The organism is Planobispora longispora, from assembly GCF_016863135.1.
In the GTDB taxonomy this organism is placed as follows: domain Bacteria; phylum Actinomycetota; class Actinomycetes; order Streptosporangiales; family Streptosporangiaceae; genus Planobispora; species Planobispora longispora.
The window spans coordinates 48,630-74,239 of the sequence record NZ_BOOH01000028.1 but is presented as its reverse complement, the minus strand read 5'-3'; the positions used below and the strand labels follow the sequence as shown (position 1 = coordinate 74,239).

Annotated in this window: 23 protein-coding genes and 1 pseudogene; 11 read left to right on the top strand and 13 right to left on the bottom strand. The window is 71.9% G+C overall.

Annotation, left to right across the window (positions count from 1 at the left end):
• Positions 1-99: 99 nt before the first annotated feature.
• Positions 100-1,047 (bottom strand): annotated as a pseudogene (locus tag Plo01_RS18530) (RNA polymerase sigma factor); the annotation flags it as partial.
• Positions 1,048-1,135: 88 nt separating this feature from the next.
• Here Plo01_RS18530 and Plo01_RS18525 point away from each other — a divergent pair.
• The 5 genes from Plo01_RS18525 to Plo01_RS18505 all read left to right on the top strand — a co-directional run bounded on the left by Plo01_RS18525 (position 1,136) and on the right by Plo01_RS18505 (position 7,436).
• A complete protein-coding gene (locus tag Plo01_RS18525; protein ID WP_203891878.1) occupies positions 1,136-1,786 on the top strand; it encodes a TetR/AcrR family transcriptional regulator in 651 nt (216 codons plus the stop codon).
• 83 nt (positions 1,787-1,869) lie between these two features.
• Positions 1,870-2,628, top strand: coding sequence for a 3-hydroxybutyrate dehydrogenase (locus Plo01_RS18520; protein ID WP_203891877.1), 759 nt, complete (start codon positions 1,870-1,872; stop codon positions 2,626-2,628).
• A gap of 67 nt (positions 2,629-2,695) precedes the next feature.
• Positions 2,696-4,624: a helix-turn-helix domain-containing protein gene (locus tag Plo01_RS18515; protein WP_239316604.1), complete on the top strand. Its 1,929-nt coding sequence runs from the start codon at positions 2,696-2,698 to the stop codon at positions 4,622-4,624.
• Positions 4,625-4,752: 128 nt separating this feature from the next.
• Positions 4,753-6,084 carry an MFS transporter gene (locus tag Plo01_RS18510; protein WP_203891875.1) on the top strand — a complete coding sequence of 444 codons (1,332 nt, stop codon included), beginning with the start codon at positions 4,753-4,755 and terminating at the stop codon, positions 6,082-6,084.
• Positions 6,081-7,436: a tannase/feruloyl esterase family alpha/beta hydrolase gene (locus Plo01_RS18505; RefSeq protein WP_203891874.1), complete on the top strand. Its 1,356-nt coding sequence runs from the start codon at positions 6,081-6,083 to the stop codon at positions 7,434-7,436. Before Plo01_RS18510 ends, Plo01_RS18505 begins: the two co-directional genes overlap by 4 nt.
• Here the strand turns inward: Plo01_RS18505 and Plo01_RS18500 are convergent.
• Entirely contained in the window at positions 7,421-9,397 is a 1,977-nt protein-coding gene (locus Plo01_RS18500; RefSeq protein ID WP_203891873.1) for a glycosyltransferase family 2 protein, read from the bottom strand. The genes Plo01_RS18505 and Plo01_RS18500 overlap by 16 nt on opposite strands.
• Positions 9,398-9,467: 70 nt before the next feature.
• A complete protein-coding gene (locus Plo01_RS40350) occupies positions 9,468-10,250 on the bottom strand; it encodes an aggregation-promoting factor C-terminal-like domain-containing protein (RefSeq protein ID WP_239316602.1) in 783 nt (260 codons plus the stop codon).
• A 303-nt stretch (positions 10,251-10,553) separates the two neighbouring features.
• On the opposite strand from Plo01_RS40350, the gene Plo01_RS18490 reads away from it, so the two are divergent.
• The 3 genes from Plo01_RS18490 to Plo01_RS18480 are packed head-to-tail and all read left to right on the top strand — an operon-like array spanning position 10,554 to position 13,195.
• On the top strand, positions 10,554-11,228 hold the full coding sequence (locus Plo01_RS18490; RefSeq protein WP_203891872.1) for a response regulator: 675 nt from the start codon (positions 10,554-10,556) through the stop codon (positions 11,226-11,228).
• A gap of 18 nt (positions 11,229-11,246) precedes the next feature.
• On the top strand, positions 11,247-12,653 hold the full coding sequence (locus tag Plo01_RS18485) for an ATP-binding protein (RefSeq protein ID WP_203891871.1): 1,407 nt from the start codon (positions 11,247-11,249) through the stop codon (positions 12,651-12,653).
• Entirely contained in the window at positions 12,650-13,195 is a 546-nt protein-coding gene (locus Plo01_RS18480) for a hypothetical protein (RefSeq protein ID WP_203891870.1), read from the top strand. The genes Plo01_RS18485 and Plo01_RS18480 overlap by 4 nt, the downstream gene beginning before the upstream one ends.
• An 18-nt stretch (positions 13,196-13,213) precedes the next feature.
• Here Plo01_RS18480 and phoH2 read toward each other — a convergent pair whose 3' ends face one another.
• The 7 genes from phoH2 to abmR form a co-directional block, all read right to left on the bottom strand.
• On the bottom strand, positions 13,214-14,536 hold the full coding sequence (gene phoH2, locus Plo01_RS18475; RefSeq protein WP_203891869.1) for an RNA 5'-3' helicase PhoH2: 1,323 nt from the start codon (positions 14,534-14,536) through the stop codon (positions 13,214-13,216).
• Positions 14,537-14,776: 240 nt separating this feature from the next.
• The gene (locus Plo01_RS18470) at positions 14,777-15,544 is read right to left on the bottom strand and encodes an isoprenyl transferase (protein ID WP_203891868.1); all 768 of its coding nucleotides are present in this window, start codon (positions 15,542-15,544) and stop codon (positions 14,777-14,779) included.
• Between the two features lie 149 nt (positions 15,545-15,693).
• Complete coding sequence (locus Plo01_RS18465) at positions 15,694-16,143, bottom strand: SCO6045 C-terminal-like domain-containing protein (RefSeq protein ID WP_203891867.1); 450 nt, start codon at positions 16,141-16,143, stop codon at positions 15,694-15,696.
• Entirely contained in the window at positions 16,136-16,942 is an 807-nt protein-coding gene (locus Plo01_RS18460) for an MbnB/TglH/ChrH family RiPP precursor modification enzyme (protein WP_239316600.1), read from the bottom strand. Before Plo01_RS18460 ends, Plo01_RS18465 begins: the two co-directional genes overlap by 8 nt.
• Entirely contained in the window at positions 16,935-17,921 is a 987-nt protein-coding gene (locus Plo01_RS18455) for a TIGR04222 domain-containing membrane protein (protein WP_203891865.1), read from the bottom strand. Before Plo01_RS18455 ends, Plo01_RS18460 begins: the two co-directional genes overlap by 8 nt.
• A 167-nt stretch (positions 17,922-18,088) precedes the next feature.
• Positions 18,089-19,888 carry a phosphoenolpyruvate carboxykinase (GTP) gene (locus Plo01_RS18450; protein ID WP_203891864.1) on the bottom strand — a complete coding sequence of 600 codons (1,800 nt, stop codon included), beginning with the start codon at positions 19,886-19,888 and terminating at the stop codon, positions 18,089-18,091.
• A 291-nt stretch (positions 19,889-20,179) separates the two neighbouring features.
• Positions 20,180-20,707 carry an ATP-binding transcription factor AbmR gene (gene abmR / locus Plo01_RS18445; protein ID WP_203891863.1) on the bottom strand — a complete coding sequence of 176 codons (528 nt, stop codon included), beginning with the start codon at positions 20,705-20,707 and terminating at the stop codon, positions 20,180-20,182.
• 119 nt (positions 20,708-20,826) lie between these two features.
• Here abmR and Plo01_RS18440 point away from each other — a divergent pair, with 119 nt between their 5' ends.
• Positions 20,827-21,426, top strand: a complete 600-nt coding sequence (locus Plo01_RS18440) for an acyl-CoA-like ligand-binding transcription factor (protein WP_203891862.1) — start codon at positions 20,827-20,829, stop codon at positions 21,424-21,426.
• A 90-nt stretch (positions 21,427-21,516) separates the two neighbouring features.
• Here Plo01_RS18440 and Plo01_RS18435 read toward each other — a convergent pair whose 3' ends face one another.
• From Plo01_RS18435 to Plo01_RS18425, 3 genes are all read right to left on the bottom strand, one after another.
• Complete coding sequence (locus Plo01_RS18435) at positions 21,517-22,797, bottom strand: C40 family peptidase (RefSeq protein ID WP_239316598.1); 1,281 nt, start codon at positions 22,795-22,797, stop codon at positions 21,517-21,519.
• Positions 22,798-23,178: 381 nt separating this feature from the next.
• Positions 23,179-23,682, bottom strand: a complete 504-nt coding sequence (gene greA, locus Plo01_RS18430) for a transcription elongation factor GreA (protein ID WP_203891860.1) — start codon at positions 23,680-23,682, stop codon at positions 23,179-23,181.
• A gap of 105 nt (positions 23,683-23,787) precedes the next feature.
• Positions 23,788-24,216, bottom strand: a complete 429-nt coding sequence (locus Plo01_RS18425; protein ID WP_203891859.1) for a DUF4307 domain-containing protein — start codon at positions 24,214-24,216, stop codon at positions 23,788-23,790.
• Between the two features lie 222 nt (positions 24,217-24,438).
• On the opposite strand from Plo01_RS18425, the gene mca reads away from it, so the two are divergent.
• Together mca and Plo01_RS18415 are read left to right on the top strand one after the other, a co-directional pair.
• A complete protein-coding gene (gene mca, locus Plo01_RS18420; RefSeq protein ID WP_203891858.1) occupies positions 24,439-25,323 on the top strand; it encodes a mycothiol conjugate amidase Mca in 885 nt (294 codons plus the stop codon).
• A gap of 34 nt (positions 25,324-25,357) precedes the next feature.
• Positions 25,358-25,597, top strand: coding sequence for a hypothetical protein (locus Plo01_RS18415; protein ID WP_203891857.1), 240 nt, complete (start codon positions 25,358-25,360; stop codon positions 25,595-25,597).
• Positions 25,598-25,610 lie beyond the last annotated feature (13 nt).

The window sequence follows — 25,610 nt, the reverse complement described above, 5'->3', positions numbered from 1 at the left end:
GGGGTGGGGAAGGTCTGGTCGTCGTCTCGGGTGTGGGACGCTCCGTCAGCGCCTCGGGCGCGGGACGCTCCGTCAGCGCCTCGGGCGCGGGGCGCGCCGTCAGCCGAGGTAGCCGCGCAGGGCGCGCGACCGGGACGGGTGGCGGAGCTTGGACATGGCCTTGGCCTCGATCTGGCGGATGCGCTCCCGTGTCACACCGTAGATCTTCCCGATCTCGTCGAGGGTCCGGGGCCGCCCGTCGTCGAGGCCGAAGCGGAGCGCGACCACCCCGGCCTCGCGCTCGGTGAGGGTGTCCAGCACCGAGCGCAGGTGCTCGCGCAGGAGGTCGGCCGTGACGGCGTCGTCGGGCGTGACGGCGGCGGTGTCCTCGATGAGGTCGCCGAACTCGCCGTCGCTCTCCTGGCCCAGCGGGGTGTGCAGCGAGACGGGCTCGCGGTCGTAGCCCTGGACCTCGGCGACCTTGGCGGGGGTCAGGTCGAGCGCGCGGGCCAGCTCCTCGACGGTGGGCTCGCGGCCGAGGTCGACCAGGAGCTCCCGCCGGGCGCGGGTCAGCCTGTTGATCAGTTCGACCATGTGGACCGGGACCCGGATGGTCCGGGCCTGGTCGGCCACGGCCCGGCCGATGGCCTGCTTGATCCACCAGGTGGCGTAGGTGGAGAACTTGAACCCGAGGGTGTGGTCGAACTTCTCCACGGTGCGGATCAGCCCGAGGTTGCCCTCCTGGATCAGGTCCTGCAGGAGCAGGCCGCGGCCGGTGTAGCGCTTGGCGACCGAGACGACCAGCCGGAGGTTGGCCTCCAGCATGTGCTCCCGGGCGCGCAGGCCGTCCGCGGCGACCCACTCCAGCTCGGCGCGGGTCTCCGGGGGCAGTTTCCCGCCGGCGGCCTCCAGCCGCTCCCGGGCGAAGACGCCCGCCTCCATCCGTCGGGCCAGCTCGACCTCCTGCTCGGCGGTGAGCAGCGGGATCGTGCCGATCTGCTTGAGGTAGTCCTTGACCGAGTCCGCGGTGGTGGTGATCAGGAGCGTCTCCTCACACGAAGTTGTGTCGGACCTAAAGTTATGACCGACACATCAATCTGTCAAGAAAAAATATGTCGAACCTAAAAATTGGTCGGATCCATGAGAGAGTGGAGGCATGACCACGCAGACGATCGGCCTCCGGGAGTCCAAGAAGCGGGAGACCCGCCAGGCGATCTCCGATCACGCCACTCGCCTTTTCATCGAACACGGTTTCGATCGTACGACCATCGCCGACATCGCGGCGGCGTCCCGGGTGGCGAAAATGACCGTCACCAACTATTTCCCACGCAAGGAGGATCTGGCTCTCGATCATCACGAGGAGTTCACCGCCGGTCCGGCCCGCGCCGTTACAGCGCGTCTCCCCGGGGAGTCGGCCCTGACCGCGCTCCGGCGGGACTTCCTCGACGCGGCGCGGCGGCACGATCCGGTCATCGGCTTCAGCGGACTCCCGTTCGCCCGCATGATCACCGGCAGCCCCACGCTGGTCGCCCGCCTGCGCGAGCTCCACGAGCTGCGCGAGGACGCCCTCGCCGCCGTCCTCGCCGCCGAGACGGGCGCCGCCCCGGACGACGTCATCCCCCGGGCGGCCGCCGTCCAGCTCGTCGGGGCGCTTCGCGTGCTCTTCCGGGAGGTGCTGAACCGCACACTGGACGGCGAGAGCCCCGAGGAGATCGCCCCCGCCGTCGCCGCCCGCGCCGTCACCGTCTTCGGCCTGCTGGAACCCGCCCTCGGCGACTACGCGACACGCCCCGCCGGGCAGCGGTGAGGGCGCGCCACACATAATCCGTGAGGGCACTGTGTCGATCGGCTACATGGGCGGGGATTCGGATGGTTGCCTAGATTCACACCATGATTGACCTGACGGGGCGACGGGCCGTGGTGACCGGAGCGGGCAGCGGGATCGGGCACGCCTGCGCGCGCCGGCTGGCCGGCGCGGGCGCGCATGTGGTGGTGGTCGACGTGGACGCCGAGGCGGCCGGGAAGGTGGCCGCCGAGGTGGCGGGGACCCCCGCCGTCGCGGACCTGTCGGATCCGGGCTTCCTGGACGCCCTGCCCCGCGAGCTCCTCGACGGCGTGGACATCGTGGTGAACAACGCCGGGTTCCAGCATGTGGCGCCGGTCGAGGCGTTCCCCCCGGAGATCTTCTCCAAGATCCTCAAGGTCATGGTCGAGGCGCCGTTCCTGCTGGTGCGCGCGGTCCTGCCGGGGATGTACGAGCGGGGGTGGGGCCGGATCGTGAACATCTCCTCCATCCACGGCCTGCGCGCCTCGCCGTACAAGGCCGCGTACGTCACCGCCAAGCACGCGCTGGAGGGGCTGTCGAAGGTCATCGCCCTCGAGGGCGCGCCGCACGGCGTCACCTCCACCTGCGTGTGCCCCGCCTACGTCCGCACCCCGCTGGTCGAGCGGCAGATCGACGCCCAGGCCGAGACCCACGGCATCGGCGGCGACGAGGTCGTCGAGCGGATCATGCTCGCACCCGCCGCGATCAAGCGGCTGATCGAGCCCGAGGAGGTGGCCGAGCTGGTCGCCTACCTGTGCGGCCCGCACGGCTCCTTCATCACCGGCGTCTCCCTGCCCGTGGACGGCGGCTGGACCGCCCGCTGACCGTCCCCGGCCGCCGACCCGCCTGCCCGCTGACCGGCATGTCTGTGATGGACCGACAATGGACGACATGAGCGCACGGGTGTTCCTCGACCTGCTGGCCAGGGAGGCGTCGGCGGTGGAGTTCGAGGGGCCCGTCCTGGCCGCCCGGACCGCCGGGGCGTCCCCGCAGAAGCTGGCCGAGCTGGAGGAGGCCAAGCTCACCGCGCTGAAGGTGCGGGAGCTGCTGCGGCGCAGGGCCAGGCGCGAGGCGGAGCTGTCGGCGCTGTTCGACACCGCGGGCGACCTGGCCGGACTGCGCGACCTGGACGCCGTCCTGGAGGCCATCGTGCGCCGGGCCCGGCAGCTGCTCGGCACCGACGCCGCCTACATGACCCTGCACGACCCCGTCCGCGGCGACACCTGGATGAGGGTCACCGACGGCTCGGTCTCGGCCAAGTTCCGCGCGCTCCGGCTGGCCATGGGGGCCGGGCTGGGCGGGCTGGTGGCCCAGACCGCCACGCCGTACGCCACGGCCGACTACTTCGCCGACGAGCGCTTCCGCCACATGACCGACATCGACGACGCGGTGAAGGAGGAGGGCCTGGTCGCCATCCTCGGCGTGCCGCTCAAGCTCGGCGGGCGGGTCATCGGGGTGCTGTTCGCGGCCAACCGGAGCGTGCGGCCGTTCACCCAGGACGAGGTGGTGCTGCTCGGCTCGCTGGCCGCCCACGCGGCGGTGGCCATCGACAACGCCCGACTGCTGCAGGAGACCAGGAACGCCCTGGAGGAGCTCAGCGAGGCCAACCGGCAGGTCAACGCGCACAGCGAGGCGGTGGAGCGCGCCGCGCTCGCGCACGACCGGATGACCGGGCTGGTGCTGCGCGGCGGCGGGGTCGAGGACGTGGCCGCCGTGGTCACCGAGGTGCTCGGCGGCTCGCTGGTGGTGCTGGACGGCACCGGGCGGCCGATCACCGGCGACGTGGACGACCTGGAGCCGCGGATCGGGCCGGACGGCGCGGGCGCGCGGCGGCACCGGCCCGGGGAGGGCCCGCGCGGACCGGCCGCGACCGCGGCGATGATCGCGGACGCCGCGCAGGCGTCCCGGGCGCTGGGCCGCACCGTGCGCAAGGACAACCTGCTGGTCGCCTCGGTGGACGTCGGAGCCGAGCCGCTGTGCACGCTCGCGCTGCGGGCCGAGGGCCAGGTGGCCGACACCGACCAGCGCATCCTGGAGCGGGCCGCGCTGGTCACCGCGCTGCTGCTGCTGTTCCGCCGTACGGTGGCCGAGGCGGAGGGCCGGGTCCGGGGCGAGCTGCTCGACGACCTGATCTCCCATCCCGAGCTGGACGGGCTGGCCGAGCGGGCCCGGCGGGTGGGGGTGGACCTGGACCGCGACCACGTGGTGACCGTGGTCCGCCACGAGGGAGGGCGCGAGCGCGCCGCGTTCTGGGCCTCCTCCCGGGCCACGCTGGAGCACGGGCTCGCCACCCAGCGCGGCGACGAGCTGGTGCTCCTGCTCCCCGGCGACCGGCCGGGACCGCTCGCCAAGCGGATCGCGGCCGAGCTGAGCGCCTCCCTCGGCCGGCCGGCCACGGCGGGCGCCTGCGGCCCGGTCCGCGGCCACGCCGGGGTCGCCGCCGCCCACCGCGAGGCGCGGCGCTGCGCCGACGCGCTGCTGGCCCTGGACCGGGCCGGGGAGGGCGCCGGCGCCGCGGAGCTGGGCTTCGTCGGGCTGCTCATCGGCGACGGGCGCGACATCGGCTCCTTCCTCGGCACGGCGCTCGGCCCGGTGATCGACTACGACACCCGCAGGGGCACGGCGCTGGTGCGCACCCTCACGGCGTACTTCAGCGCGGGCGGCTCGTTGTCCCGCACGGCCGACGCCCTGCACATCCACGTCAACACCGTCACCCAGCGCCTCGACCGGATCTCCCAGCTCCTGGGGGCCGACTGGCAGGATCCGGAGCGCGCGCTGGAGATCCAGCTCGCCCTGCGCCTGCACCGCCTGCGCGGCTGAGCGGAACGCCGCGGACCGCCCACATAGCGGCGCCACCCGGTATGGAGGCCAGCCCCATAGGAGTGACGCCGGTCACTACGTACGGTGAGCCGACATCCCCCCGTCAGCGACTCCCCTTGGTGAGTGAGATGGCAGAAAAATCCCGCACCCCCATCAAAAAGATCGTCGGCGCCAGCCTGGTGGGCACCACGATCGAGTGGTACGACTTCTTCCTGTACGGCTCTGCCGCCGCACTGGTCTTCCCGGCGCTGTTCTTCCCCAAGTCCGACCCGCTCACCGGCACCCTGCTCTCGTTCCTCACCTACGCGGTCGGCTTCGTCGCCCGCCCGCTGGGCGCCCTGGTCTTCGGCCACTACGGCGACCGGCTCGGCCGCAAGAAACTGCTGGTGATCAGCCTGCTGCTGATGGGCGGCGCGACCTTCCTGATCGGCTGTCTGCCGACCCACGCGGCGATCGGCTCGGCGGCCCCGCTGCTGCTGACCGCGCTCCGGCTGGTGCAGGGCTTCGCCCTCGGCGGCGAGTGGGGCGGCGCGGTGCTCATCGTCTCCGAGCACGGCGACCCCGCGCGGCGCGGCTTCTGGGCCTCCTGGCCGCAGGCCGGGGCGCCGGGCGGGAACCTGCTGGCCACCGCGGTGCTGGCGGTGCTGGCCGCGGTCCAGTCCGACGAGGCGTTCAACTCCTGGGGCTGGCGGATCCCGTTCCTGCTCTCGGGCCTGCTGGTCCTGGTCGGCCTCTGGATCCGGCTGTCCATCAGCGAGTCGCCGGTCTTCCAGCAGGCCGTGGCCAACGCCAAGCCGAGCACGACCCTGCCCATCGTCGAGGTCTTCCGGTACCACTGGCGTGACGTGATCACCGCGATCGGCGCCCGCTTCGCGGAGAACGTCTCCTACTACGTGATCACCGCGTTCGTGCTGACCTACGCGACCGGGCCGGCCCAGCTGGAGAAGGGCTTCGTGCTCAACGCGGTGCTGATCGGCTCGGCCGTGCACTTCGCCTCGATCCCGCTGTGGGGCGCGCTCTCCGACCGGCTGGGCCGCCGCCCGGTCTACCTGATCGGCGCGGCCGGCGTGGGCCTGTGGACCTTCGCGTTCTTCCCGCTGATCGACACCAGGAACTTCGCCGCGATCACCTTTGCGGTCACGGTCGGCCTGGTCCTGCACGGCGCGATGTACGGCCCGCAGGCGGCGTTCTTCTCCGAGCTGTTCGGCACCCGGATGCGCTACTCGGGTGTGTCGTTCGGCGCCCAGATCGCCTCGATCGTCGCCGGCGGCCTCGCCCCGCTGATCGCGGTCGCCCTGCTCCAGGCGTACGGCTCCGCGCTGCCGGTCATGCTCTACGTGGCCGCCGCCGCCGTCCTGACGCTGATCACCGTCTTCGTCGCCAAGGAGACGAAGGGCCGTGACCTCGTCACCCTCGACGCCCCCGAGACCGCCTCCGCCGCCGAGAGCGTGAAGTCGTGAGCCGGTCGCGCGGGCTGACCGCGCTCGCCTCCGGGCTCGCGGTCGCCGCCACCGCCGTGCTGACGGTGAGCGCGCCGGCCGCCGGCGCGGGGACGGCGGCCACGGGCGGGCACTGCGACCGGCAGGGCCGGATCGCGGTGCCCGGGGCGGAGAAGCAGGTCGTCGCCTGCCTGGACGACCTCACCACCGCGGGGACCGCGGCCTCGGGGCACACCGACCCCGCCGACTGGGCGGGTCTGCACCCGGTGGGCGCGGTCAACCCGACGGGCGTCCCCGGCATCCAGGTCGACGGCTACTTCCCGGACACCTCCGCCACCAACACCAACCACGGCTGGAAGCACGACGCCCAGTTCGTGCTCCGGCTCCCCGACGACTGGAACGGCGGGCTGGTCGTGGCGGGCACCCCCGGCAACCGGGAGCAGTACGCCAACGACTTCACCATCTCCGACTGGGCGCTGGCCAAGGGCTACGCCTACGCGGTGACCGACAAGGGCAACACCGGCGTCGCCTTCTACAAGGACGGCCGGGAGCCCGGGGACGCGATCGCCGAGTGGAACCACCGGGTCACGCAGATCGCCGTGGCGGCCAAGGCCGTCGTCAGGCAGCGGTACGGCAGGCTCCCGAAGCGCACCTACGCGGCGGGCGTCTCCAACGGCGGCTACCTCGTCCGCTGGCAGCTGGAGAACCGGCCGTGGCTGTACGACGGCGGGATCGACTGGGAGGGCACGCTCTGGCGGGTCAAGGGCGACAACCTGCTCAACTTCCTGCCCCCGGCGCTGCGGGCCTACCCCGAGGGTGACGACCAGGCGATGTACGACGCCGGGTTCGCCAGGGGCTCGGAGTTCCTGTGGCCGTTCCACCACCAGTTCTACTGGGACCTGACCCAGCGGGTCTACCGGGAGGAGCTGGACCCGGGCTTCGACGGCGACACCGAGGCGGGCACGCCGTACTGCGCCCCGGGCACCCCGGCGTGCGACGCCGACTACGACTACGACGCGCGCAAGCCGTACCGGGCCGTCCGGAAGATCGCGCTGACCGGGCGGATCGGCAAGCCGCTGATCACCGTGCACGGCACGCTGGACGCGCTGCTGCCGATCTCCCGCTCCAGCGACGTCTACGCGGAGATGGTCGGCGACCGTCCCTTCCGCTACTACCGGATCGCCGACGGCACCCACACCGACGGCCTGTACGCCTCCTACCCCGACCGGCTCCGCCCGCTGCTGCCGTGCTTCCGCAGCGCGTTCGAGGCCATGGAGGGCTGGGTGGAGCGGCGGCAGAGCCCGCCGCCGAGCGCGACGCTGCCGCGTCCGGCCGGCGGCGACCTCGCCAACGAGTGTCAGCTGGGCATGTAGCGCTGCTGCACGGTCCGGGTGGCCCGGATCATGTTCCGGGCGCCGGGGATCCGCTGGGCGATGCGCCGCAGCCGCGGGTACCGGCGCTCGGGGACGGCGGGCGCGGTGGCCTGGCGGATCTCCACCCGGCCGCCGCGGCTCATCTCCACCCCGAAGCGGAGCCCGATCTCCTCGTCGTCCACCCGCAGGTACGGCATCCACGCGCCCGGCGCCAGGTAGCCCTGCCGGGGCAGCCGCCGCATCGGGATCCTGGCGATCAGCCGCGCGGCGGCCTGGCCCGGCATACCCGGCTCGACCAGGGCGGGCGCGCGGACCTCGCGCGTCCCGTCCGGGGCCTGGCGCAGCACCAGCTCGGCGGCCGGGCCCTCGCTCGGCGGCAGGTACGGCACGGGCACCACGACGAAGACCTGGTCGTGCTGGCGGGTCACCGTGGTCCCGGGCGAGACGAGGACGACCGACTCGGGGAACGACCGGGGGTCCACGCAGATCCCCAGCTCCCCCCGGTCCGACCACCAGGGGACGACCAGCCGCCTGTCCTGGTCCGCCGGGGTTCCCGTGCAGTTGACCGGCGAGCCGGTCACGCGGGCGCGGGCCTGGTGGACCCCGCCGTGCACCCGCATGTGGACCTCCCACAGCCCGCCCGGGAGCGGCGCCCCGAGGGCCGCGGAGGCGACGTCGAAGGTGGCCGTTCCGGTGACCTGGACCCTGATCCCGTCATCCTCCCGCACGCGGGTCACCGCGCAGGTCACCGGGAGCATGTGGACGGCCCCGGTGGCGTCGTCGCGGACGTAGACCTCGAACCGGCTGTGGGAGACCGCGGAGGTGACGTCGGCCACGTCGGGCGGGAGGCTGAGCCCGTCGAGCGGGAGCGGCGACGTCCACAGCAGGCGGTCCTCGCCGTGGGGGAGGAACCTCACCGGCCGGCCGTCGCCCCACATGATCTCGCCGGTCAGGCTCATGACGAGGGCGCCGTCACGCCAGGAGACGTCCCTGACCTCGGCCCGGAGGTGGGTGCCCTGGGTGGCCTGGGCCAGCGCGACGAGCTGGTCGAGCCGTCCGGCGCGCAGCAGCGTGGCGCGGGCCCGCAGGCTGACCGGGAGGTAGTGGTCCAGCCGCTCGGGGAAGCGCTGGACGGTCAGCTCGCGCAGGGTGGTGAAGGTGACGGACCGCTCCGCCGAGGACGCGACGAACCGGGCGCCGCCGAGCCGGCGCAGGACCGAGGTGCGGAACCAGTGCGCGTACATGCGGTCGCGCCTGCGTCCCCGGGGGACCGACTCGTCGATGACGTCGAGCAGCTTGCGCAGCTCGGTCACGTGGGCGTGCGGAGTGACCGGCGGCTCCGGCCGCCGCCCGACGTGGCAGCAGACCGGGCCCGCCATGACGGTCACCGCCGCGGCCCGCAGGTAGGTCCGCAGGGCGAAGGCCTGCTCGGCCAGGATCCCGCCGGAACCGGGGAAGGCGAGCCCCTCGGCCGCCAGGAAGGCCCGGCGGTAGAGCTTGTGCGGGGTGAGCAGGGACAGCAGCCGGTCTCCGAGGACGTCGGCGTGCTCCCGGTCCTTGCCGAACACGACCGGGGGCGGTCCCGTGCCGATGGACAGCGGGCCGACGAGGACGTCGGCGCCGGTCTCCACCGCGCGCCGGTACATCCGCTCCAGGGCCGTGCGCTCCAGGTGGTCGGCCTGGTCGAGCAGGTAGACGTACTCACCGGTGGCGATCTCTAGGGCGGCGTTGCGGCCGCGCATCGGCGAGCCGATGTGCTTCAGGTGCAGGACGCGGACGTTGGGATGCGTTCCGGCGATGGCGTCGAGGCGCTCCTCGATCCCGTCGTCCGACCCGTCGTCGGCGAAGATGACCTCGTAGTCCTGCGGGGGCATCGACTGCTCGACCACCGTGCGGAGACACGCGTCGGCCGTGTCCCCAGGGTTGTGAACCGGCACTATCACGCTGACCTTCGCACCCATACGTCCAGGATGCGTCGCCGCTCGCGCTCAGCAGGCCTGACCAGCCGATCCGTAGGCTTTCCTGGGGGTTTCAGTACCAGCCCTTGGCCTGCGAATGGGCCCACGCGCCACAGGGCGAGCCGTAGCGGCCCTTGATGTAGCTCAGGCCCCACTCGATCTGGGTGGCCGGGTTGGTCTGCCAGTCGGAGCCCGCGCTGGCCATCTTGTGGCCGGGCAGCGACTGCGGGATGCCGTAGGCGCCGCTGGAGCGGTTCATGGCCCGCTCGTTCCAGCCGCTCTCCTTCATCCAGAGCTTCTCCAGGCAGCCCCACTGGTCGGCCCAGCCGCGGGCCTCCAGCATCTGCTTGCCCAGCGCCTTGTTGCCGGTCGGGTTGGCGCTGCCGGGCGGGAACTGCGCCGGGTCGAACCCGCCGCCGCCGGGAGCCTCCTTGACGATCTTGATCGGATCGAGCGGGTCGCGCCCCTCGCGCTTGCGCTCGAGCTCGTCCGCCTTGAGCGCCTGGACCGCCTGGGCCTTGAGCGCGTCGGACTCGGGGTCCGGACCGAAGGGGTCGCCGCCGCCGAACGCCTTCGCCACATCACGGAGGGTGAGCGTGGGCTCGGTCGCCGCCGAGGCGTTCTGGACCGCGGTGTAGACGGTGAACCCGCCTCCCCCGACGATGACCACCGCCGTCACGGCCAGGATGGCGGCGCGCTTGGGAGACAGCCAGCGAGGCTTGCCGACCGCGGGCGGTCTCTCCGCGGCGGAGGCCTTCCCGGTGGTCGCGGACCTCCTGCCGCTCCGGCGGGAAGTGGACGCCCTGCGCCCCCGGGAGGGGGAATTCCCCTGCTCGGGGGACGATCCTGAACTCACGACCTATGAGCTTGCCGTGAACCGGGGGGTGCTCCGCAACCGAAACGGGGAATTCGGATGGCATCGGAGGGTGGCGGGGTCGGCGGCCGGTGACTGATCCCCTGGTTAAAAGGACTTTTCCGACACTTGACCGGCCGTTGTGATTTTCCTCACACTTGCCATGGCGAACCTCGCCCACAGTCCCCTGTTCGCCGGAGGAGGACCTTGACCAGGGTTCCTGATCACTATGGTGGCGGTATGCCCTCCATGTCACAGTTTCATGACATAGCGGGCGTTATGTGATGCGGGAAGAATAATGACCAGGTGGCCGGCATTCTCCTCGTTGAAGACGATCCCTCGGTCCGCACCGCTCTCGAGCTGGCGCTGACCCGTCAGGGCCACTCCGTGACCTCCTACTCCACCGGCGAGGAGGCGCTGGACCACGTCCGGTCCCGTCGCCCCGAGATCGCCATCCTGGACGTCATGCTGCCCGGGATCGACGGGGTCGAGGTCTGCCGCCGGATCCGCAAGATGGACCAGCTCCCGGTGATCCTCCTCACCGCCCGGGGGGACGACCTCGACGTGGTCGTGGGCCTGGAGGCCGGAGCCGACGACTACGTGGTCAAGCCGGTCGAGCCCCGCGTGCTGGACGCCCGGATCCGCGCCGTCCTGCGCCGGGTGGAGTCCGTCTCCTCCGACCGCATCACCTTCGGCGACCTGGTCGTGGACCGCGGGGCGCTGAAGGTCGCGCTGGCCGGCCGGGAGATCCACCTGACCCCCACAGAACTCCGGCTCCTGCTGGAGCTGGTCCGCCACCCCGGCCAGGTGCTCAACCGCAGATACCTGCTGCGGGCCGTCTGGGACCACACCCATGTCGCGGACTCACGGCTGGTGGACGCCTGCGTGCAGCGGATCCGCGCCAAGATAGAGCCGGTGCCGGCCGAGCCGGCGTTCATCCACACGGTGCGCGGGTTCGGCTACCGGTTCAGCCCGCCGTGAGATCGTTGTGAGGTCGCCGTGAGGCGCGTCTACGCCAGCCTGCGCGGACGCCTGGTCATCGCCTTCACCCTGATCGCCGTCGCGGCCTCCGCCCTCGTCGCGGGGATCGGCTACGAGCTCGTCAAGCACCGGGTGATCGAGCGCGCCGAGCAGGACGCCCTGGCGGACATGCGGGCCACCCTGGAGGGCGCCAGGGTGCCCATCGGCGCGCTGTGGCCGGGGGACAGCCCGCCGACCGACCTGGAGATCACCGTCCTGCAGAAGAGCCTGCGGCCGCAGCGGGGAGGCGTGGTGGTCCGGTTCGAGGAGTACCTGTACCCCGACGGCGAGTTCGGCATGGACGACGTCCCCTCCGACCTGCGCGCGCGGTCCGCCGACCGCACGGCGTCCAAGCGCGAGCGGGTCGACGGCCGGATGTGGCTGGTGATCGGCACTCCCGTGTGGCGGGTCGAGCCCATCCACCTGCCGCAGCCGACCGGCATGAGCGTCTTCGTGTTCGTCCCCCTCGACACGGAGGAGCAGCTCCTGGACGGCATGCGCAGGTCGCTGGCCACCGCCGGGACCATCATGCTGGTCATCGCGCTCGCCGTGGCCCTGGTCTCGGCCCAGCGGGTGCTGCTCCCGGTCCGCCGGCTGGGCTCGGCCGCCCGGGCGCTCGGGGCCGGGCACCTGGACACCCGGCTCCCCGTCCACGGCCAGGACGAGCTGGCCGAGCTCACCGCGACGTTCAACGACACCGCCGCCGCGCTGGAGCACAGCGTGTCGGAGCTGCGGACCCTGGAGGCGATGTCCCGCCGGTTCGTGGCCGACGTCTCCCACGAGCTGCGGACCCCGCTGACCGCGATGACGGCGGTGACCGACATGTTGTCGGAGGAGGCCGACCGGCTGCCGCGGGAGTCGGCGGCGGCCGTACGGCTGGTGCTGCGCGAGATCGAACGGCTGCGCACCATGGTGGAGCAGCTCATCGAGGCGAGCCGGTTCGACTCGGGCACGGCCACGCTGAACCTGGAGACCATGAACATCTCCGACGCGATCCACGACTGCCTGGAGATGCGGGGCTGGTCGGAGAAGGTGGAGGTGAAGGCCCCCCGCGGGTTGGCCTTCACCGTCGATCCGCGACGCCTGGACGTCATCCTCGCCAACCTGGTCGGCAACGCCCTGCGGCACGGCGAGCCGCCCGTCCTGGTGACCGCCCGCGTCACGCCCCACGGACTGGAGGTGAAGGTGCGCGACCACGGCAAGGGCATCCCCCCGGGAGACCTGCCCCACGTCTTCAACCGCTTCTACAAGGCCGGCACGCGCGGCGACGGCAGCGGGCTCGGGTTGTCCATCGCCCGCTCCAACGCCCAGCTGCACGGCGGCACGATCTCGGTGCGCCCGCAGGAGCCGGGCACGCTCTTCACGGTCTGGCTGCCCCCGGCATGAGAAGGATCGCCTGCCTGGTCGCGGCCGTCCTGCTGCTCGGCGGGTGCGGCGTCGAGCCCACCGGGGTGGTGGACCGGGGCCGGCCCCCGGTGATCAGCTACAGCCCGGCGTGGGTCACGGTCTACCTGGTCCGCGACGGACGCCTGGAGCCCGCCCAGGTGCCGGTGATCTCCGACTCCGCCAAGAACGTCGTCGACACCCTGTTCCGCGCCGGGAAGCAGCCGCCGAGACCGGGCCTGACGAGCGAGCTGACCCGCTTCAGCCACTACGACAGCAAGACCACCCGCTACACCGACGTCCCCCAGCACGACGACCTGGCGGGGAACGTGGGGTACCGGCTGAACGTGGTCATCTCCGGCGAGGGCCGGGTGTCCCGGCTGGGCCTGGCCCAGATCACCTGCACGGTCAGGCAGAACAAGCAGGAGAGCATCTGGAGTGTCGAGGTCACCCGGCTGTTCCCCGGCCTCCCGGAGGCGCTGGGCGAGCACAACTGCTCCGACTTCCGCGACCTGGCCGCCGAGGGAGTACGGCTCCCGCCGTGATCCCCCGACGGCCCCGGGTCACATCGTCACGTCCTCCAGCATCTCGGTGACCAGCGCGGCGATCGGCGAGCGCTCCGAGCGGGTCAGCGTGACGTGCGCGAACAGCGGGTGGCCCTTGAGCTTCTCCACCACCGCGACCACGCCGTCGTGCCGGCCCACCCGCAGGTTGTCGCGCTGGGCGATGTCGTGGGTGAGCACGACCCGGGAGTTGGCGCCGATCCGGCTCAGGACCGTGAGCAGCACCCCCCGCTCCAGCGACTGGGCCTCATCGACGATCACGAAGGCGTCGTGGAGCGAGCGCCCCCGGATGTGGGTGAGCGGGAGCACCTCCAGCATGCCCCGGTCGATGACCTCCTCGATCACCTCGGGCGTGGTGACCGCGCCCAGGGTGTCGTAGACCGCCTGGGCCCAGGGGCCCATCTTCTCGTTCTCGGTGCCGGGCAGGTAGCCGAGCTCCTGGCCGCCCACGGCGTACAGCGGGCGGAAGACGATGACCTTGCGGTGCTGGCGGCGCTCCAGCACCGCCTCCAGCCCGGCGCAGAGCGCGAGCGCGGACTTGCCGGTGCCGGCCCGGCCGCCCATCGAGACGATGCCGACCTCGGGGTCCATCAGGAGGTCCAGGGCGATGCGCTGCTCGGCGGAGCGTCCGTGCAGGCCGAACACCTCGCGGTCGCCGCGGACCAGGCGCACCGACTTGTCCGGCATCACGCGGCCCAGCGCCGATCCCCGGCTGGACAGCAGCCGCAGGCCGGTGTGCGTGGGCAGGTCGCGCGCCTCGGCCAGCTCCGCGCTGCCGCGATCGAAGAGCGTCTCGACGTCCTCGTCGGTCACCTGGAGCTCGTCCATCCCGGTCCAGCCGGACTCCACGACGAGCTCGGCCCGGTATTCCTCCGCGGCGAGCCCGATGGACGCGGCCTTGATCCGCATCGGGAGGTCCTTGGACACGAGAACCACATCGAGACCCTCCGCGGCCAGGGAGCGCGCGACGGTCAGGATGCGGGTGTCGTTGTCGCCGAGCCGGAAGCCGGCGGGCAGGATCGACGGGTCGCTGTGGTTCAGCTCGACCCTGACGGTGCCCTCGCCGACCGGCATGGGCTCGTCCAGACGTCCGTGTGTCACCCGCAGATCGTCGAGGTGCCGCAGCGCCTTGCGCGCGAAGTAGCCGAGCTCGGGGTGGTGCCGCTTGGCCTCCAGCTCGGTTATGACGACGATCGGGAGGACGACCTCGTGCTCGGCGAAGCGGCTGATCGCCGCGGGATCCGCCAGGAGGACCGAGGTGTCCAGGACGTACGTACGCCGACCGGCGACCGGCGACGCGGATGAGGACGAAGGGTGTGCCACGCGTTCTCCCCCGGGCGCCACAGGCGCCCTGCCATGAGGTGGGATGCGGACCGGACCCGGGCCCACGCTCGCGACACGCCGAGGAGGGACCGGAGACCGGCCCTTCTTCGCGGGTCGTGACGCAAAGGCGGGCCCTCTCCGGAGTAGGCGGGGTTTATCCGCCTACCTCTTACGGTACGTCCTGAATTCCCCCATTCCAATGGGATAATCCTGACCGAAAGGGGGTGTTCACGTTGCGTTTCAGGTTCCGTACCGTCGGTGCCGAGCGGCGTACGAGCGGAGAGCCCGCAGAAAGTCGACCCTGCGGAAGTCAGGCCAGTAGGCCTCGCAGAAGTAGAACTCGGAGTGGGCGCTCTGCCAGAGCAGGAAGCCGGAGAGCCGCTGCTCTCCCGAGGTCCGGATGACCAGATCCGGGTCGGGCTGGCCGCGCGTGTAGAGATGCTCCGCGATGTGCTCCACATCGAGGACCTCGACCAGGTCTTCGATGGTCGCCCCCTTGCTGGCGTGCTCCAGGAGGAGGGAGCGCACCGCATCAGCGATCTCACGCCTTCCTCCATACCCAACCGCAACGTTCACAATCAAACCCGGACGGTGCGCCGTGGCTTCTTTTGCATTTTTCAGGACACGAGCCGTGTGATCCGGCAGAAGGTCAAGCGCGCCCATCGGCTTGATGTGCCAGCCGGCGTCCACGAGCTCCTGGACCACGTCCTCAATGATCTTCATGAGGGGTTCCAGCTCGTCCTTGGAGCGGTTGATGTTGTCACTGGACAGCAGCCAGACGGTGACGACCTCGACGCCCGCCTCCCGGCACCAGCAGACGAGTTCGGAGATCTTGTCGGCGCCCTTGCGGTGCCCCCGGCTGACGTCCTCGATGCCCATCGCCCGGGCCCAGCGGCGGTTGCCGTCGACGATCACGCCGACGTGACGGGGAACCATGTCCCGCTCCCGGGACAGCTTCGCCTCGAGCCGCCGCTCGTACAGCCGGTAGACGATGTCGCGCACGCCCATGTCTGGAGCCCTCCCCTCAACGCCCGCCGTCGAGGGGCGCTGACAGGCAATTATCGCCGCCCTGCGGACCGCTCTCGCCCTCTCTACGGATTCATCAGGAATTGACGGACTTTTCGGGTCTGACTATTCCCACCGGCTCCCGCCGCCGGTCACCGTCCCCGGCGCCGGACCAGGCGGGACCACCATCCCGGCCGCGGAGACGGCTCCGGATCCGGGTCTCCCGGGATCCGCCCCGCCGCCCTGAGTCCTTCGGCGAAGTCCCGGGCGTCGGCCCGGGACCCCCCGGGAGGCTTGGGCCGGCCCCGGGCGTAGGCGGCGAACTCGGCCGCGAAGTCACCGCCGAGGGCTCTGACCAGGTCGGGCCGGAGCCGCGCCACCTGGCCCCGCCGCTTGGCGATCAGGCTGGAGGCCTGGATGCGCAGCCGTTCCTCGTCGAACCCGGCGGGCGTCTCCCCGCCCGCGACCAGGGCGGCCAGCAGCTCGGCCTGCGCTCTGGCCAGCTCGTCCCGGGCCTCGGGAGCGGCCGGGGAGCCGGGACCGGACGGGGAGCCGAGGCCGGACGGCGGGCCGGGCGCGGGCCGGGGACCGGGCTCAGGCACGCGCCATCGCCCCGCGGATCCGGCCCAGCTCGGCCTCCAGCTCCTCGTCGCTGGGATATCGGTCGTCCCATTCCAGCAGCACGCCGGGCGGATCCACCCGGGCGCACAACTCCGACAGGATGGCGAGCACGTCGCCGGGGACGTGCGCGGTGTGGGTGTCGTGCCAGACGCCGTCATGCGCGTGACCGCCGGCGACGTGGACGTAGGCCAGCTCCTGCAGCGGCAGGCCGTCCAGCGCCTCGACGGCGGACAGGCCCAGGTTGACCTGGTTGGTGTAGAGGTTGGCCACGTCGATCAGGAGCTTGACCCCGGTCGCGGCGACCAGCTCGCCGAGGAAGGCCGCCTCCGTCATCTCGTCCTCGGGCCAGCCGAACAGCGCCGCCACGTTCTCCAGGGCCAGCGGGACGTCGAGCGCGTCCTGCGCCCGGCGCACGTTCTCGATCACCACGCCGAGCGCCCGGCGGGTGCGCGGCACGGGCAGCAGGTGGCCGGCCTCCAGCCCGCCCGCGCGGACGAAGGCCAGGTGCTCGCTGACCAGCGGCGCGCCCAGCGCCTCGGCGCACGCGGCCAGATGCGCCAGCCGGGCCGGATCCGGCGGCTCGGCGCCGCCCACTCCCAGCCCGACGCCGTGCGGGATCACCGGCACGCCCCGGGCGCGCAGCACCCGCAGCGACTCCGGGAGCCGGTCGGGGCGGATGTTCTCCGCGATGACCTCGACGAACCCGATGCCGGGCAGCCGCTCCACGGTGAGGTCGATCTCCGGCCGCCAGCCGATGCCGACGCCCAGCCGCTCAGCCACCGCCGCAGCCTCCGCCGCAGCCGCCACCGCCGCCGCAGCTCGATCCGCCGCCGGAGTCGCTCGACCCGCCGCCGGAGTCACCGCCCCAGCCGCCGGAGCCGATGTCCCCGCCGCCGTAGGAGGAGCTGTCACCGTAGGAGGAGCCGTCGCCGGAGCCGCCCGACCCGCCGCCGCAGGCTCCGCCCACGGAGCCGGTGGCCTGGTCGCGGTGCGCCAGCTCCTCGGTCAGGGCCGGGTCGTCGAGCTCGCTGAGGCCGTACAGGGCCACGGGCGCGCCGATCGCGAAGGCCAGGTCGGCGGTGGCGGGACGGGCGCCGCGGACGTGGACGCGGCGGGCGGAGTCGAGCACGTCGTGCCCGGCCCTGCTGAGCACGTTGCGCAGGGTCCGCTTCTGCCTGCGGTAGGCGGACAGCCCCAGCACCGTCGCCAGGGCGCCGACCAGCATCGCGACCACGGTCAGACCGCTGGACAGCCCGATGACGAGCGTGCCGATCGTGAAGATCGCCGCGAGCACCGAGACGGTCACCAGCCGGTTCAGCCGGCCCCCCATCCCGGCCAGGGCCCCGTCGGGCACCAGCAGTCCCATGCCGAGCAGGCGGTAGCGCAGGCCGTTCATGGCCTCCCCGTCGGCCACCGCACGGCGCAGCTCCCCGACCGGCGAGACGCCCGAGCGGGCGGCGAGGGCGTCGAGGACGGCCTGCTCGACCGGGTCCGGGGACGGCGGCGCCCCGGCGACGAGGGAGACCTGAGCGCCCCGGGAGACCCGGATGCCGCCGCCCTTGGCCAGCATGCCGAGCGCGGTGTTGACGGTGCGGAGCGGTCCTCCGGCCAGATAGGCCAGCTCGTAGGGGCTGAGCGGGCCGCCGCGGTAGTTGGCCGCGGCGTTGCGGACCCTGCGCTGCTCGGCGCTCAGAGCAGTCGTCGTGGTGAGGACCACCACGAGGAGGATCGCCGCGATGACGACCAGGACGATGTCCATGCCCACCTCCGGGAAACGCCGGGGGCGCACGCCCCCGTAGCAGATAGACGTACGGGAGGGCACGGAAGTTGCAGCCCGTATGTCACGGTCCAGTCAGGTCCGTGACCAGGGTACGCACGGGACCCCGCCTCTCGCACACGGCGAGAGGCGGGGTCCCGGTCAGGCGATCAGCCCAGGCGGTCGACCAGGGCGTTGTACTCGTCCCAGAGCTCCTTGGGAAGGTGGTCGCCGAAGGTCTCGAAGAAGGCCGGGATCAGCGCCGCCTCCTCCTTCCAGATCTCGGTGTCCACGCTGAGCAGCGTCTTCAGGTCCTCGGCGGGCATGTCGAGGCCGTCGGTGTCCAGCTCGTCCGGGAGCAGGCCGATCGGCGTCGGGACGGCCCCGGCCTCACCGTTGAGGCGCTCCACGATCCACTTGAGGACGCGGCTGTTCTCGCCGAAGCCGGGCCAGATGAACTTCCCGTCGGCGTTCTTGCGGAACCAGTTCACGTAGTAGACGCGCGGCAGCTTCGCGCCCTCGCGCTGACCGATCTTGACCCAGTGGGCGAAGTAGTCGCCCATGTTGTAGCCGCAGAACGGGAGCATCGCGAAGGGGTCGCGGCGCAGCTCGCCGACCGTGCCCTCGGCGGCGGCGGTCTTCTCCGAGGCGATGTTCGCCCCGATGAAGACGCCGTGGTTCCAGCTCAGCGCCTCGGTGACGAGCGGGACCGCGGAGGCGCGGCGGCCGCCGAAGAGGATCGCCGAGATCGGCACGCCCTTGGGGTCCTGCCACTCGGGGGCGATCGTCGGGCACTGCCCGGCGGGCACCGCGAAGCGGGCGTTGGGGTGGGCGGCGGGCTCGTCGCTGTCCGGGGTCCAGTCGCGGCCCTTCCAGTCGGTCAGGTGCGCCGGGGGCTCGTCGGTGAGCCCCTCCCACCACACGTCGCCGTCGTCGGTGAGGGCGACGTTGGTGAAGACGCTGTTGCCCCAGAGCGTCTTGATCGCGTTGGCGTTGGTGGACTCGCCGGTGCCGGGCGCGACGCCGAAGAAGCCGGCCTCGGGGTTGATGGCGTACAGGCGGCCGTCCTCGCCGAAGCGCATCCAGGCGATGTCGTCGCCGATCGTCTCGACCTTCCAGCCGGGGATGGTCGGCTGGAGCATGGCCAGGTTGGTCTTGCCGCACGCCGACGGGAAGGCCGCCGCGACGTAGCGGGTCTCCCCGTTCGGCGGGGTGAGCTTGAGGATGAGCATGTGCTCGGCCAGCCACCCCTCGTCGCGGGCCATGGTGCTGGCGATGCGCAGCGCGTAGCACTTCTTGCCGAGCAGGGCGTTGCCGCCGTAGCCGGAGCCGTACGACCAGATCTCGCGGGTCTCGGGGAAGTGGCTGATGTACTTGGTGGAGTTGCACGGCCAGGGCACGTCGGCCTGGCCCGGCTCCAGCGGGGCGCCGACCGAGTGAACGGCCTTGACGAAGTCGCCGCGCTCCTCGATGAGCCGCAGGGCGGGCTCGCCCATCCGGGTCATGACCCGCATCGACACGGCCACGTACGGCGAGTCGGTGATCTCGACGCCGAGCTGGGAGATCTCACCGCCGAGCGGGCCCATGCAGAACGGGACGACGTACATGGTCCGCCCGCGCATGCACCCGGCGAAGATCTCGCCGAAGGTCGCGCGCATCTCGGCGGGGGCGATCCAGTTGTTGGTCGGGCCCGCGTCCTCCTCCTTCTCGGAGCAGATGTAGGTGCGGTCCTCGACGCGGGCGACGTCGCTCGGGTCGGAGGCGGCGTAGAAGCTGTTCTGCCGCTTGCTCAGCCGCGTGAACGTGCCCTGCTCGACCAGCAGATTCGTCAGGCGCGTCCACTCGGCCTCGGAGCCGTCGCACCATTCGATCCTGTCGGGCTGGGTGAGCTCGGCGATCTCCCGGACCCAGGCCGCGAGTCCCTCGTGGGTGGTCGGGGTGGAGGTGGATACGTCAACGGTTGCGGTCACTGTGGCAGCTCCTCACGCTCTCAGGGCCAAATCATCATTGACGACGAAACCAGACTTAATCCAATTGGCGTAGACCAGTGAATGCGTCCGGTCAGGTGTCGTCACGACCCCGGTCCGACGCCTGCCATCGGGCGTATGACCTGGCAGGGACCGTGGCGTTCGGAGGGACCTACCCAGAGAAGAGGATTCTAAAGAAAGCGTTTCCGGCAGTGGTATAGGCCAATAGCGGAGGTCTAAACCATTATTCAGAGTGGTTCAGACCAATTCATCGGCCGTTCCCCCTGTCCAGCCTCAGGAAGTCAGGTCGGGGCCCGAGGCGCGAACCCGGTCGACCTGCTGCAGCGCGTCGCGCAGGTCGGCCAGCCAGGTGTCGGTGTGGGCGCCCACCAGACGCACGCACCAGGCGAGGGCGTCGCTGCGGCTGCGGGCCACCCCGGCGGCGACGAGAGTGTCCAGCACGCGGCGCTCCGGCTGCCGCAACCGCGTCATAACGGGAACCGACAGTGTGGTGAACATCACCGTCTGGTCACCCGCACGCACGCCCCAGGAGACCTTCCGCCGGAAGCGGTGCTCCGCCTCCCTGGCGATCTCGATGCGCCGGTCCCGCGTCTCCTCGCGGAAGCGCTGCACCCCGCCCTCCACGGCGGCGGCCCGCTCCACCTCCGAGGCGTCCTCCGCCAGGGCGGGAACCCCGAGCGCGCCGATCACCGTGATCTCCTCGCGGTCGAGCACGATCTCCGGCGGGCCCTCGAACCAGCCGTCGGGCAGCCTGCCGGAGAACCAGCCCCGGAGTTTCTCAATTGCTTCCTCGTTTTCCATGTAATGAAGATTACGTCTCTTTGACTCACGCGACCACCTTCCTCCGCGGACAGAAATCACTTGCGGTGGCTGCGACGCGCCGGTGTTCACGTGCGCCGTACAGGGGCGAGAATCTGCGGATGAGCTCACCACCGCACGCCGAGGGGCTGCGCGAACGCAAGAAGGCCAGGACCCGGCGGACGATCCGGGAGCAGGCCCTGCGGCTGTTCGCCGAGCAGGGTTACGAGGCGACGACGGTGGAGCAGATCGCCGAGGCGGCCGAGATCTCGCCCAGCACGTTCTTCCGCTACTTCCCCGCCAAGGAGGACGTGGTCCTCCAGGACGACTACGACCCGCCCGTGGCCGCCCTCCTGGCCGGGCAGCCCGCGGGACTGGCGCCGGTGCCCGCGCTGCGCGCCGCGACGCGGGAGGCGTTCGCGCGGATCTCCGCGGAGGAGGAGCGGCGGATCCTCGCCCGCGCCAAGCTCCTGCTCGGCCACCCCGCCCTGCGCGCCCGGACCGTCGACCACCTCGTCGGCGCCGTCGGCGTGCTCGCCGAGGGCGTCGCCGGCCGCCTGGGCCGGGACGCCGCCGACCCGCTCGCCCGCACGGTCGCCGGGGCCGTGGTCGGCGCCCTGATCCCGGCGCTGTTCTCCTGGACGGCGGGCGACGGCGCCCGCCGCCTGGCCGACGTGGCCGACGAGGCCCTCGCCCTCCTGGAATCCGGCCTGCGCCCCTGACCGCCGGCCCCGGGTACGGCTACCGGACCCGGGCCGCTCCCCCGACCGCCGGGCGCGGGTCGCGCCCCTGAGCGCCGGGCGCGGGTGCGGCTACCGGACGCGGACGGCGATCTGCGGACTGACCCGGACGGCCCCGGCGAAGTTCCTCGTCGTGACGGGGACGAGCTTGACCACGTCGCCGGTCCTCGGGGCGTGCAGCATCTTCCCGCCGCCCCAGTAGATCGCCACGTGGGAGACGTATCCGGGGTTGGTCGGGTCGTGCCGCCAGAACAGCAGGTCGCCCGGCTGGGCCTGGTCGAGGGGGATCTGCGGGCCCGACACGAACTGCTGGTGCGTCACGCGGGGCACCCTGACGCCCGCCTGGGCGTAGGCCCACTGCACCAGACCCGAGCAGTCGAAGGTGTCCGGGCCCTCGGCGCCCCACACGTACGGGCGGCCGAGCTTGCCGATCGCCGCGGTGAGCGCGGTCCGCACCTGGTCCGCGGTCATGAACGCCTCCGCCGGCCAGACCTTCCGCGGGGACGGCGCGAAGACCGGGTTGACCGTGGCGACCTGGCTGCCCTTGGGCAGGATCTTCAGCAGGGCCCTGCGGAGCCCGGCCGTGTCGGCCCCCGGAGCGCTGATCACCAGCGCGTTGTTCTCCGGGATCCCGAGGGCGCGCGCGGTCGGGCGGGACACCACGGCGTCGATCGCGCCCATGCCCATGGTCGCGTAGGCGCCCACCCGCAGGGCGTGCCCGGGGGCGGTGACGGTCTTGCCCAGCGTCATCCCCCCGTCGTTGCCCAGGACGAAGGAGACCGCGATCTCCCCGCCCGCCAGGCTGTTCCAGAGCCGGTCGGAGGTCGCGGTGGGCCGGGGGGTGTAGGCCCGGAACGTGGAGGGATCGACCCCCAGCGTCTGCACCCGCTTGCCGTCCAGGAGCACCTCGGCCGCGTCGGCGCGCTCGATCGCGCGCACCCCGGCGACCTGGGCGACCTTCGCCACCACGACCGAGCTCAGCGGCCGGTTCGCGACCACGAAGAGGTGCGGTCTGCGGATCACGGTCAGCGGCGCGACGGGCTGCGGGGCCGGCTCGGCGGACGCCTGGGCCGGCGGCCGGCCGGTCTCCGCGGCGGCCTCGTCGCTCCCGGCCACCGGTTCCCTCGCCGCCGGCCTGGTCAGGGCGACGGTCTCCCCGGCCCGCTCCGGCGACAGCTGGGCGAGGACCACCACGTCGGCCGTCAGGACCGCGACGAGGAGGACCGCGATGGCCGGGACGGCCTGTGCCGTCAGGCGGGTGGCGCGGTGGCCGTACCGGATCCTGGGGCGGTAGGCGAAGTCCTGACGGAGCTGGCGGATCAGTCCGGAGCCACGCCCCCGCCGCTCGAACACCTCATCCCCCTTCACGCCCTGCCGGGCCCCGAAGAATCCCGCGTCGAGGCCCGCCGTATGTCGGAGCTTGCCGCACATCGCCCCCCGGGCGCACGCGAACCCACCGAAAAGCGGTCCACTCGTGACACTAAAGGATGTCCGTTGAGGCTTCGCCACGATGTGAATCCCCGTCCACACCGAAGCTCCGCCACGATCCGGACCCTCATCCGCACCGAAGCTCCGCCACGACGCGGATCGTCACCGCGCCGCGGACCGCCCGGACGGGTGGCCGCCCGGCCCGCGGGCGGGAGAACCCGCAGACGCGGCGATCCGCCGGGACATGGTCCCGGCGGATCGTCCGTTTCCGTCTCGCTATGACCCGGCGCGCACGCGCACCGGGAATCAGTTGCCGCCGGTGTACGGCACGGCCTCGAGGATCTCCACGGTGTTGGAGCGGCCGTTCGGCATCGTGTAGGTGGCCTTCTCGCCCACCTTCTTGCCGTTGATCGCCGCGCCGAGCGGGGACTTGGGCGAGTAGACGTCGATCGGGGCGCCGCTCTCCTCCCGGGAGGCCAGCAGGAACGCGACCTCCTCCTCGTCGCCCTCGAAGCGGACGGTGACGGTCATGCCGGGTCCGACGACGCCCTCGGTGCGCGGCGCCTCTCCGACCTTGGCCGAGTCGAGGATCTGGCGGAGGTGGAAGATGCGGGCCTCCATCTTGCCCTGCTCGTCCTTGGCGGCGTGGTAGCCGCCGTTCTCCTTGAGGTCGCCCTCCTCACGAGCCGCCTCGATCTTCTTCGCGATGTCCACGCGTCCCGGCCCCGAGAGGTATTCGAACTCCGCCTTCAGGCGGTCGTACGCCTCCTGAGTGAGCCAGGTGACGCTCTCGTTCTGGGAGTGGGCCACGGGTTCTCCTTGCTTCCTCTGTGGGGCTTCGTGCTTCGGGTAGCGGACGGTCGAATCTCGACAGGCTAGCAAGTTAACGACTCGAACGCTTCCCCAAATGTCTCACTATACGAGATAGCAGTACTCCACGTCGCTGGAAGTAGCCTGGGCACTAGTCTCTATCCGTTCGGTAAGCCGGACATATCCCTCACCAGCGGGAATGTCCACCTCGCGGCCCCCGACCTCGATGTGATTGACGTCCATGGCGTGCAACCGGCAGCGGGCCGCCCGGTCGTCGGGCTTGACGACCTCGAAGGTGATCCGGACGTGGTCGGCCCGGTCGAGGTCGAAGGCCACGACCTGGCTGATGACCTCGGTGTCGCCCTTGGCCGCCCACATGATGTAGCCCCAGCCGCCGGCCAGGACCGCGCAGAGGATCGCGATGACGCCGTGCACCACGAAGCGCCCCCTGCGCTGCGGGCGGTCCGGGAAATCACCGGGGGTGCCGAGCACGGGGCCCTCGAATCGGCCCTGCTCGGCCTCGCTGGTGGCCATGGCGGAATCTCCCTGCACTCCCTCGGCGTTATCCGAGACAATTGTCCCGCGCGGGGGCCTCGCCCCCGCCACCGCCTTAGAGAAACTAACCTCTTCCTGGAGTGATCCACACCAACCAGGAAGCGGAGAGACCGGAGCTCATCCCGCGGACGGCGCCGCGAGCGCCCGCCCGCGAGGCGAGCGAGGGTTCAGCGCGACCGTCACAGAGGAGACACCGAGCCCGTGAGTGCACCGCTGAGGCTGATGGCCGTTCACGCGCACCCCGACGACGAGTCCAGCAAGGGCGCCGCCACGATGGCGCGCTACGTGGCCGAAGGCGTGGACGTGCTCGTGTGTACCCTCACCGGAGGGGAACGGGGATCGATCCTGAACCCCAAGATGGACCGCCCCGAGATCCTTGCGAACATCGGCGAGGTGCGGCGGCTGGAGATGGAGCGCGCGCGCGAGATCCTCGGCGTCGAGCAGCGTTTCCTCGGCTTCGTCGACTCCGGCCTCCCGGAGGACGAGAGCGAGCCGCTGCCCGAGGGCTGCTTCGCCCTCCAGCCCCTGGAGATCGCCGCGGCGCCTCTGGTGGCGGCGGTGCGCGAGTTCCGGCCGCACGTCATCCTGACCTACGACGACGACGGCGGCTACCCGCACCCGGACCACATCATGACCAACCGCGTCTCGGTGGAGGCGTTCGAGGCCGCCGGCGACCCCGACCGCTACCCCGAGGCCGGCGAGCCGTGGCAGCCGCTGAAGCTCTACTACCACATGGGGTTCACCAGGGCGCGTTTCGAGGCGCTGCACGAGGCCATGACCGCGCGCGGCATCGGCTCGCCGTACGCCGACTGGATCGCCCGCTGGGAGGACCGCCCGCAGAAGTGGGAGGTGACCACCCGCGTCCCCTGCGGCGACTACTTCGAGACCCGCGACAAGGCCCTGCTCGCGCACGCCACCCAGGTGGACCCGGACGGGTTCTGGTTCGTCTGCCCCTGCGACCTGCAGCGGGAGGTCTGGCCGACCGAGGACTACCACCTGGCCCGCTCGCTCGTGGACACCGAGCTCCCCGAGGACGACCTGTTCGCCGGCATCCACGCCGACGAGGTGTCGCACGCCTGCCCCTGACACGACCATGGGGGGGCGGTGGCAGACTTGAGCTGTGATTGCATTCGTCGACACCGTCCCCAAAGGCGACGTCAGCCCGGGTCTGCTCGGGTTCCTCGTCGTGGCGGCGCTGGGGTTCGCGCTGTTCCTCCTCATCAAGTCCATGAAGCGGCAGATCTCGAAGATCGAGGTCCCCTCCGAGGCGGAGCTGCGCAAGGTCCCGGCGCAGAAGCTCCCCGCGCGGAGCGAGCCGCCCGCGCCGCAGGGCCCGGAGAGCGGCGACCAGCCGGGCTGACCGCCTCCGCGCC

Bases quoted from the DNA above. Each gene is read 5' to 3' on its own strand.
- Plo01_RS18525 (WP_203891878.1), top strand. From the start codon at position 1,136: ATGACCACGCAGACGATCGGCCTCCGGGAGTCCAAGAAGCGGGAGACC.
- Plo01_RS18520 (WP_203891877.1), top strand. From the start codon at position 1,870: ATGATTGACCTGACGGGGCGACGGGCCGTGGTGACCGGAGCGGGCAGC.
- Plo01_RS18515 (WP_239316604.1), top strand. From the start codon at position 2,696: ATGAGCGCACGGGTGTTCCTCGACCTGCTGGCCAGGGAGGCGTCGGCG.
- Plo01_RS18510 (WP_203891875.1), top strand. From the start codon at position 4,753: ATGGCAGAAAAATCCCGCACCCCCATCAAAAAGATCGTCGGCGCCAGC.
- Plo01_RS18500 (WP_203891873.1), bottom strand. From the start codon at position 9,397: ATGGGTGCGAAGGTCAGCGTGATAGTGCCGGTTCACAACCCTGGGGAC.
- Plo01_RS18480 (WP_203891870.1), top strand. From the start codon at position 12,650: ATGAGAAGGATCGCCTGCCTGGTCGCGGCCGTCCTGCTGCTCGGCGGG.
- Plo01_RS18470 (WP_203891868.1), bottom strand. From the start codon at position 15,544: ATGGGCGTGCGCGACATCGTCTACCGGCTGTACGAGCGGCGGCTCGAG.
- Plo01_RS18455 (WP_203891865.1), bottom strand. From the start codon at position 17,921: ATGGACATCGTCCTGGTCGTCATCGCGGCGATCCTCCTCGTGGTGGTC.
- abmR (WP_203891863.1), bottom strand. From the start codon at position 20,707: ATGGAAAACGAGGAAGCAATTGAGAAACTCCGGGGCTGGTTCTCCGGC.
- Plo01_RS18440 (WP_203891862.1), top strand. From the start codon at position 20,827: ATGAGCTCACCACCGCACGCCGAGGGGCTGCGCGAACGCAAGAAGGCC.
- Plo01_RS18425 (WP_203891859.1), bottom strand. From the start codon at position 24,216: ATGGCCACCAGCGAGGCCGAGCAGGGCCGATTCGAGGGCCCCGTGCTC.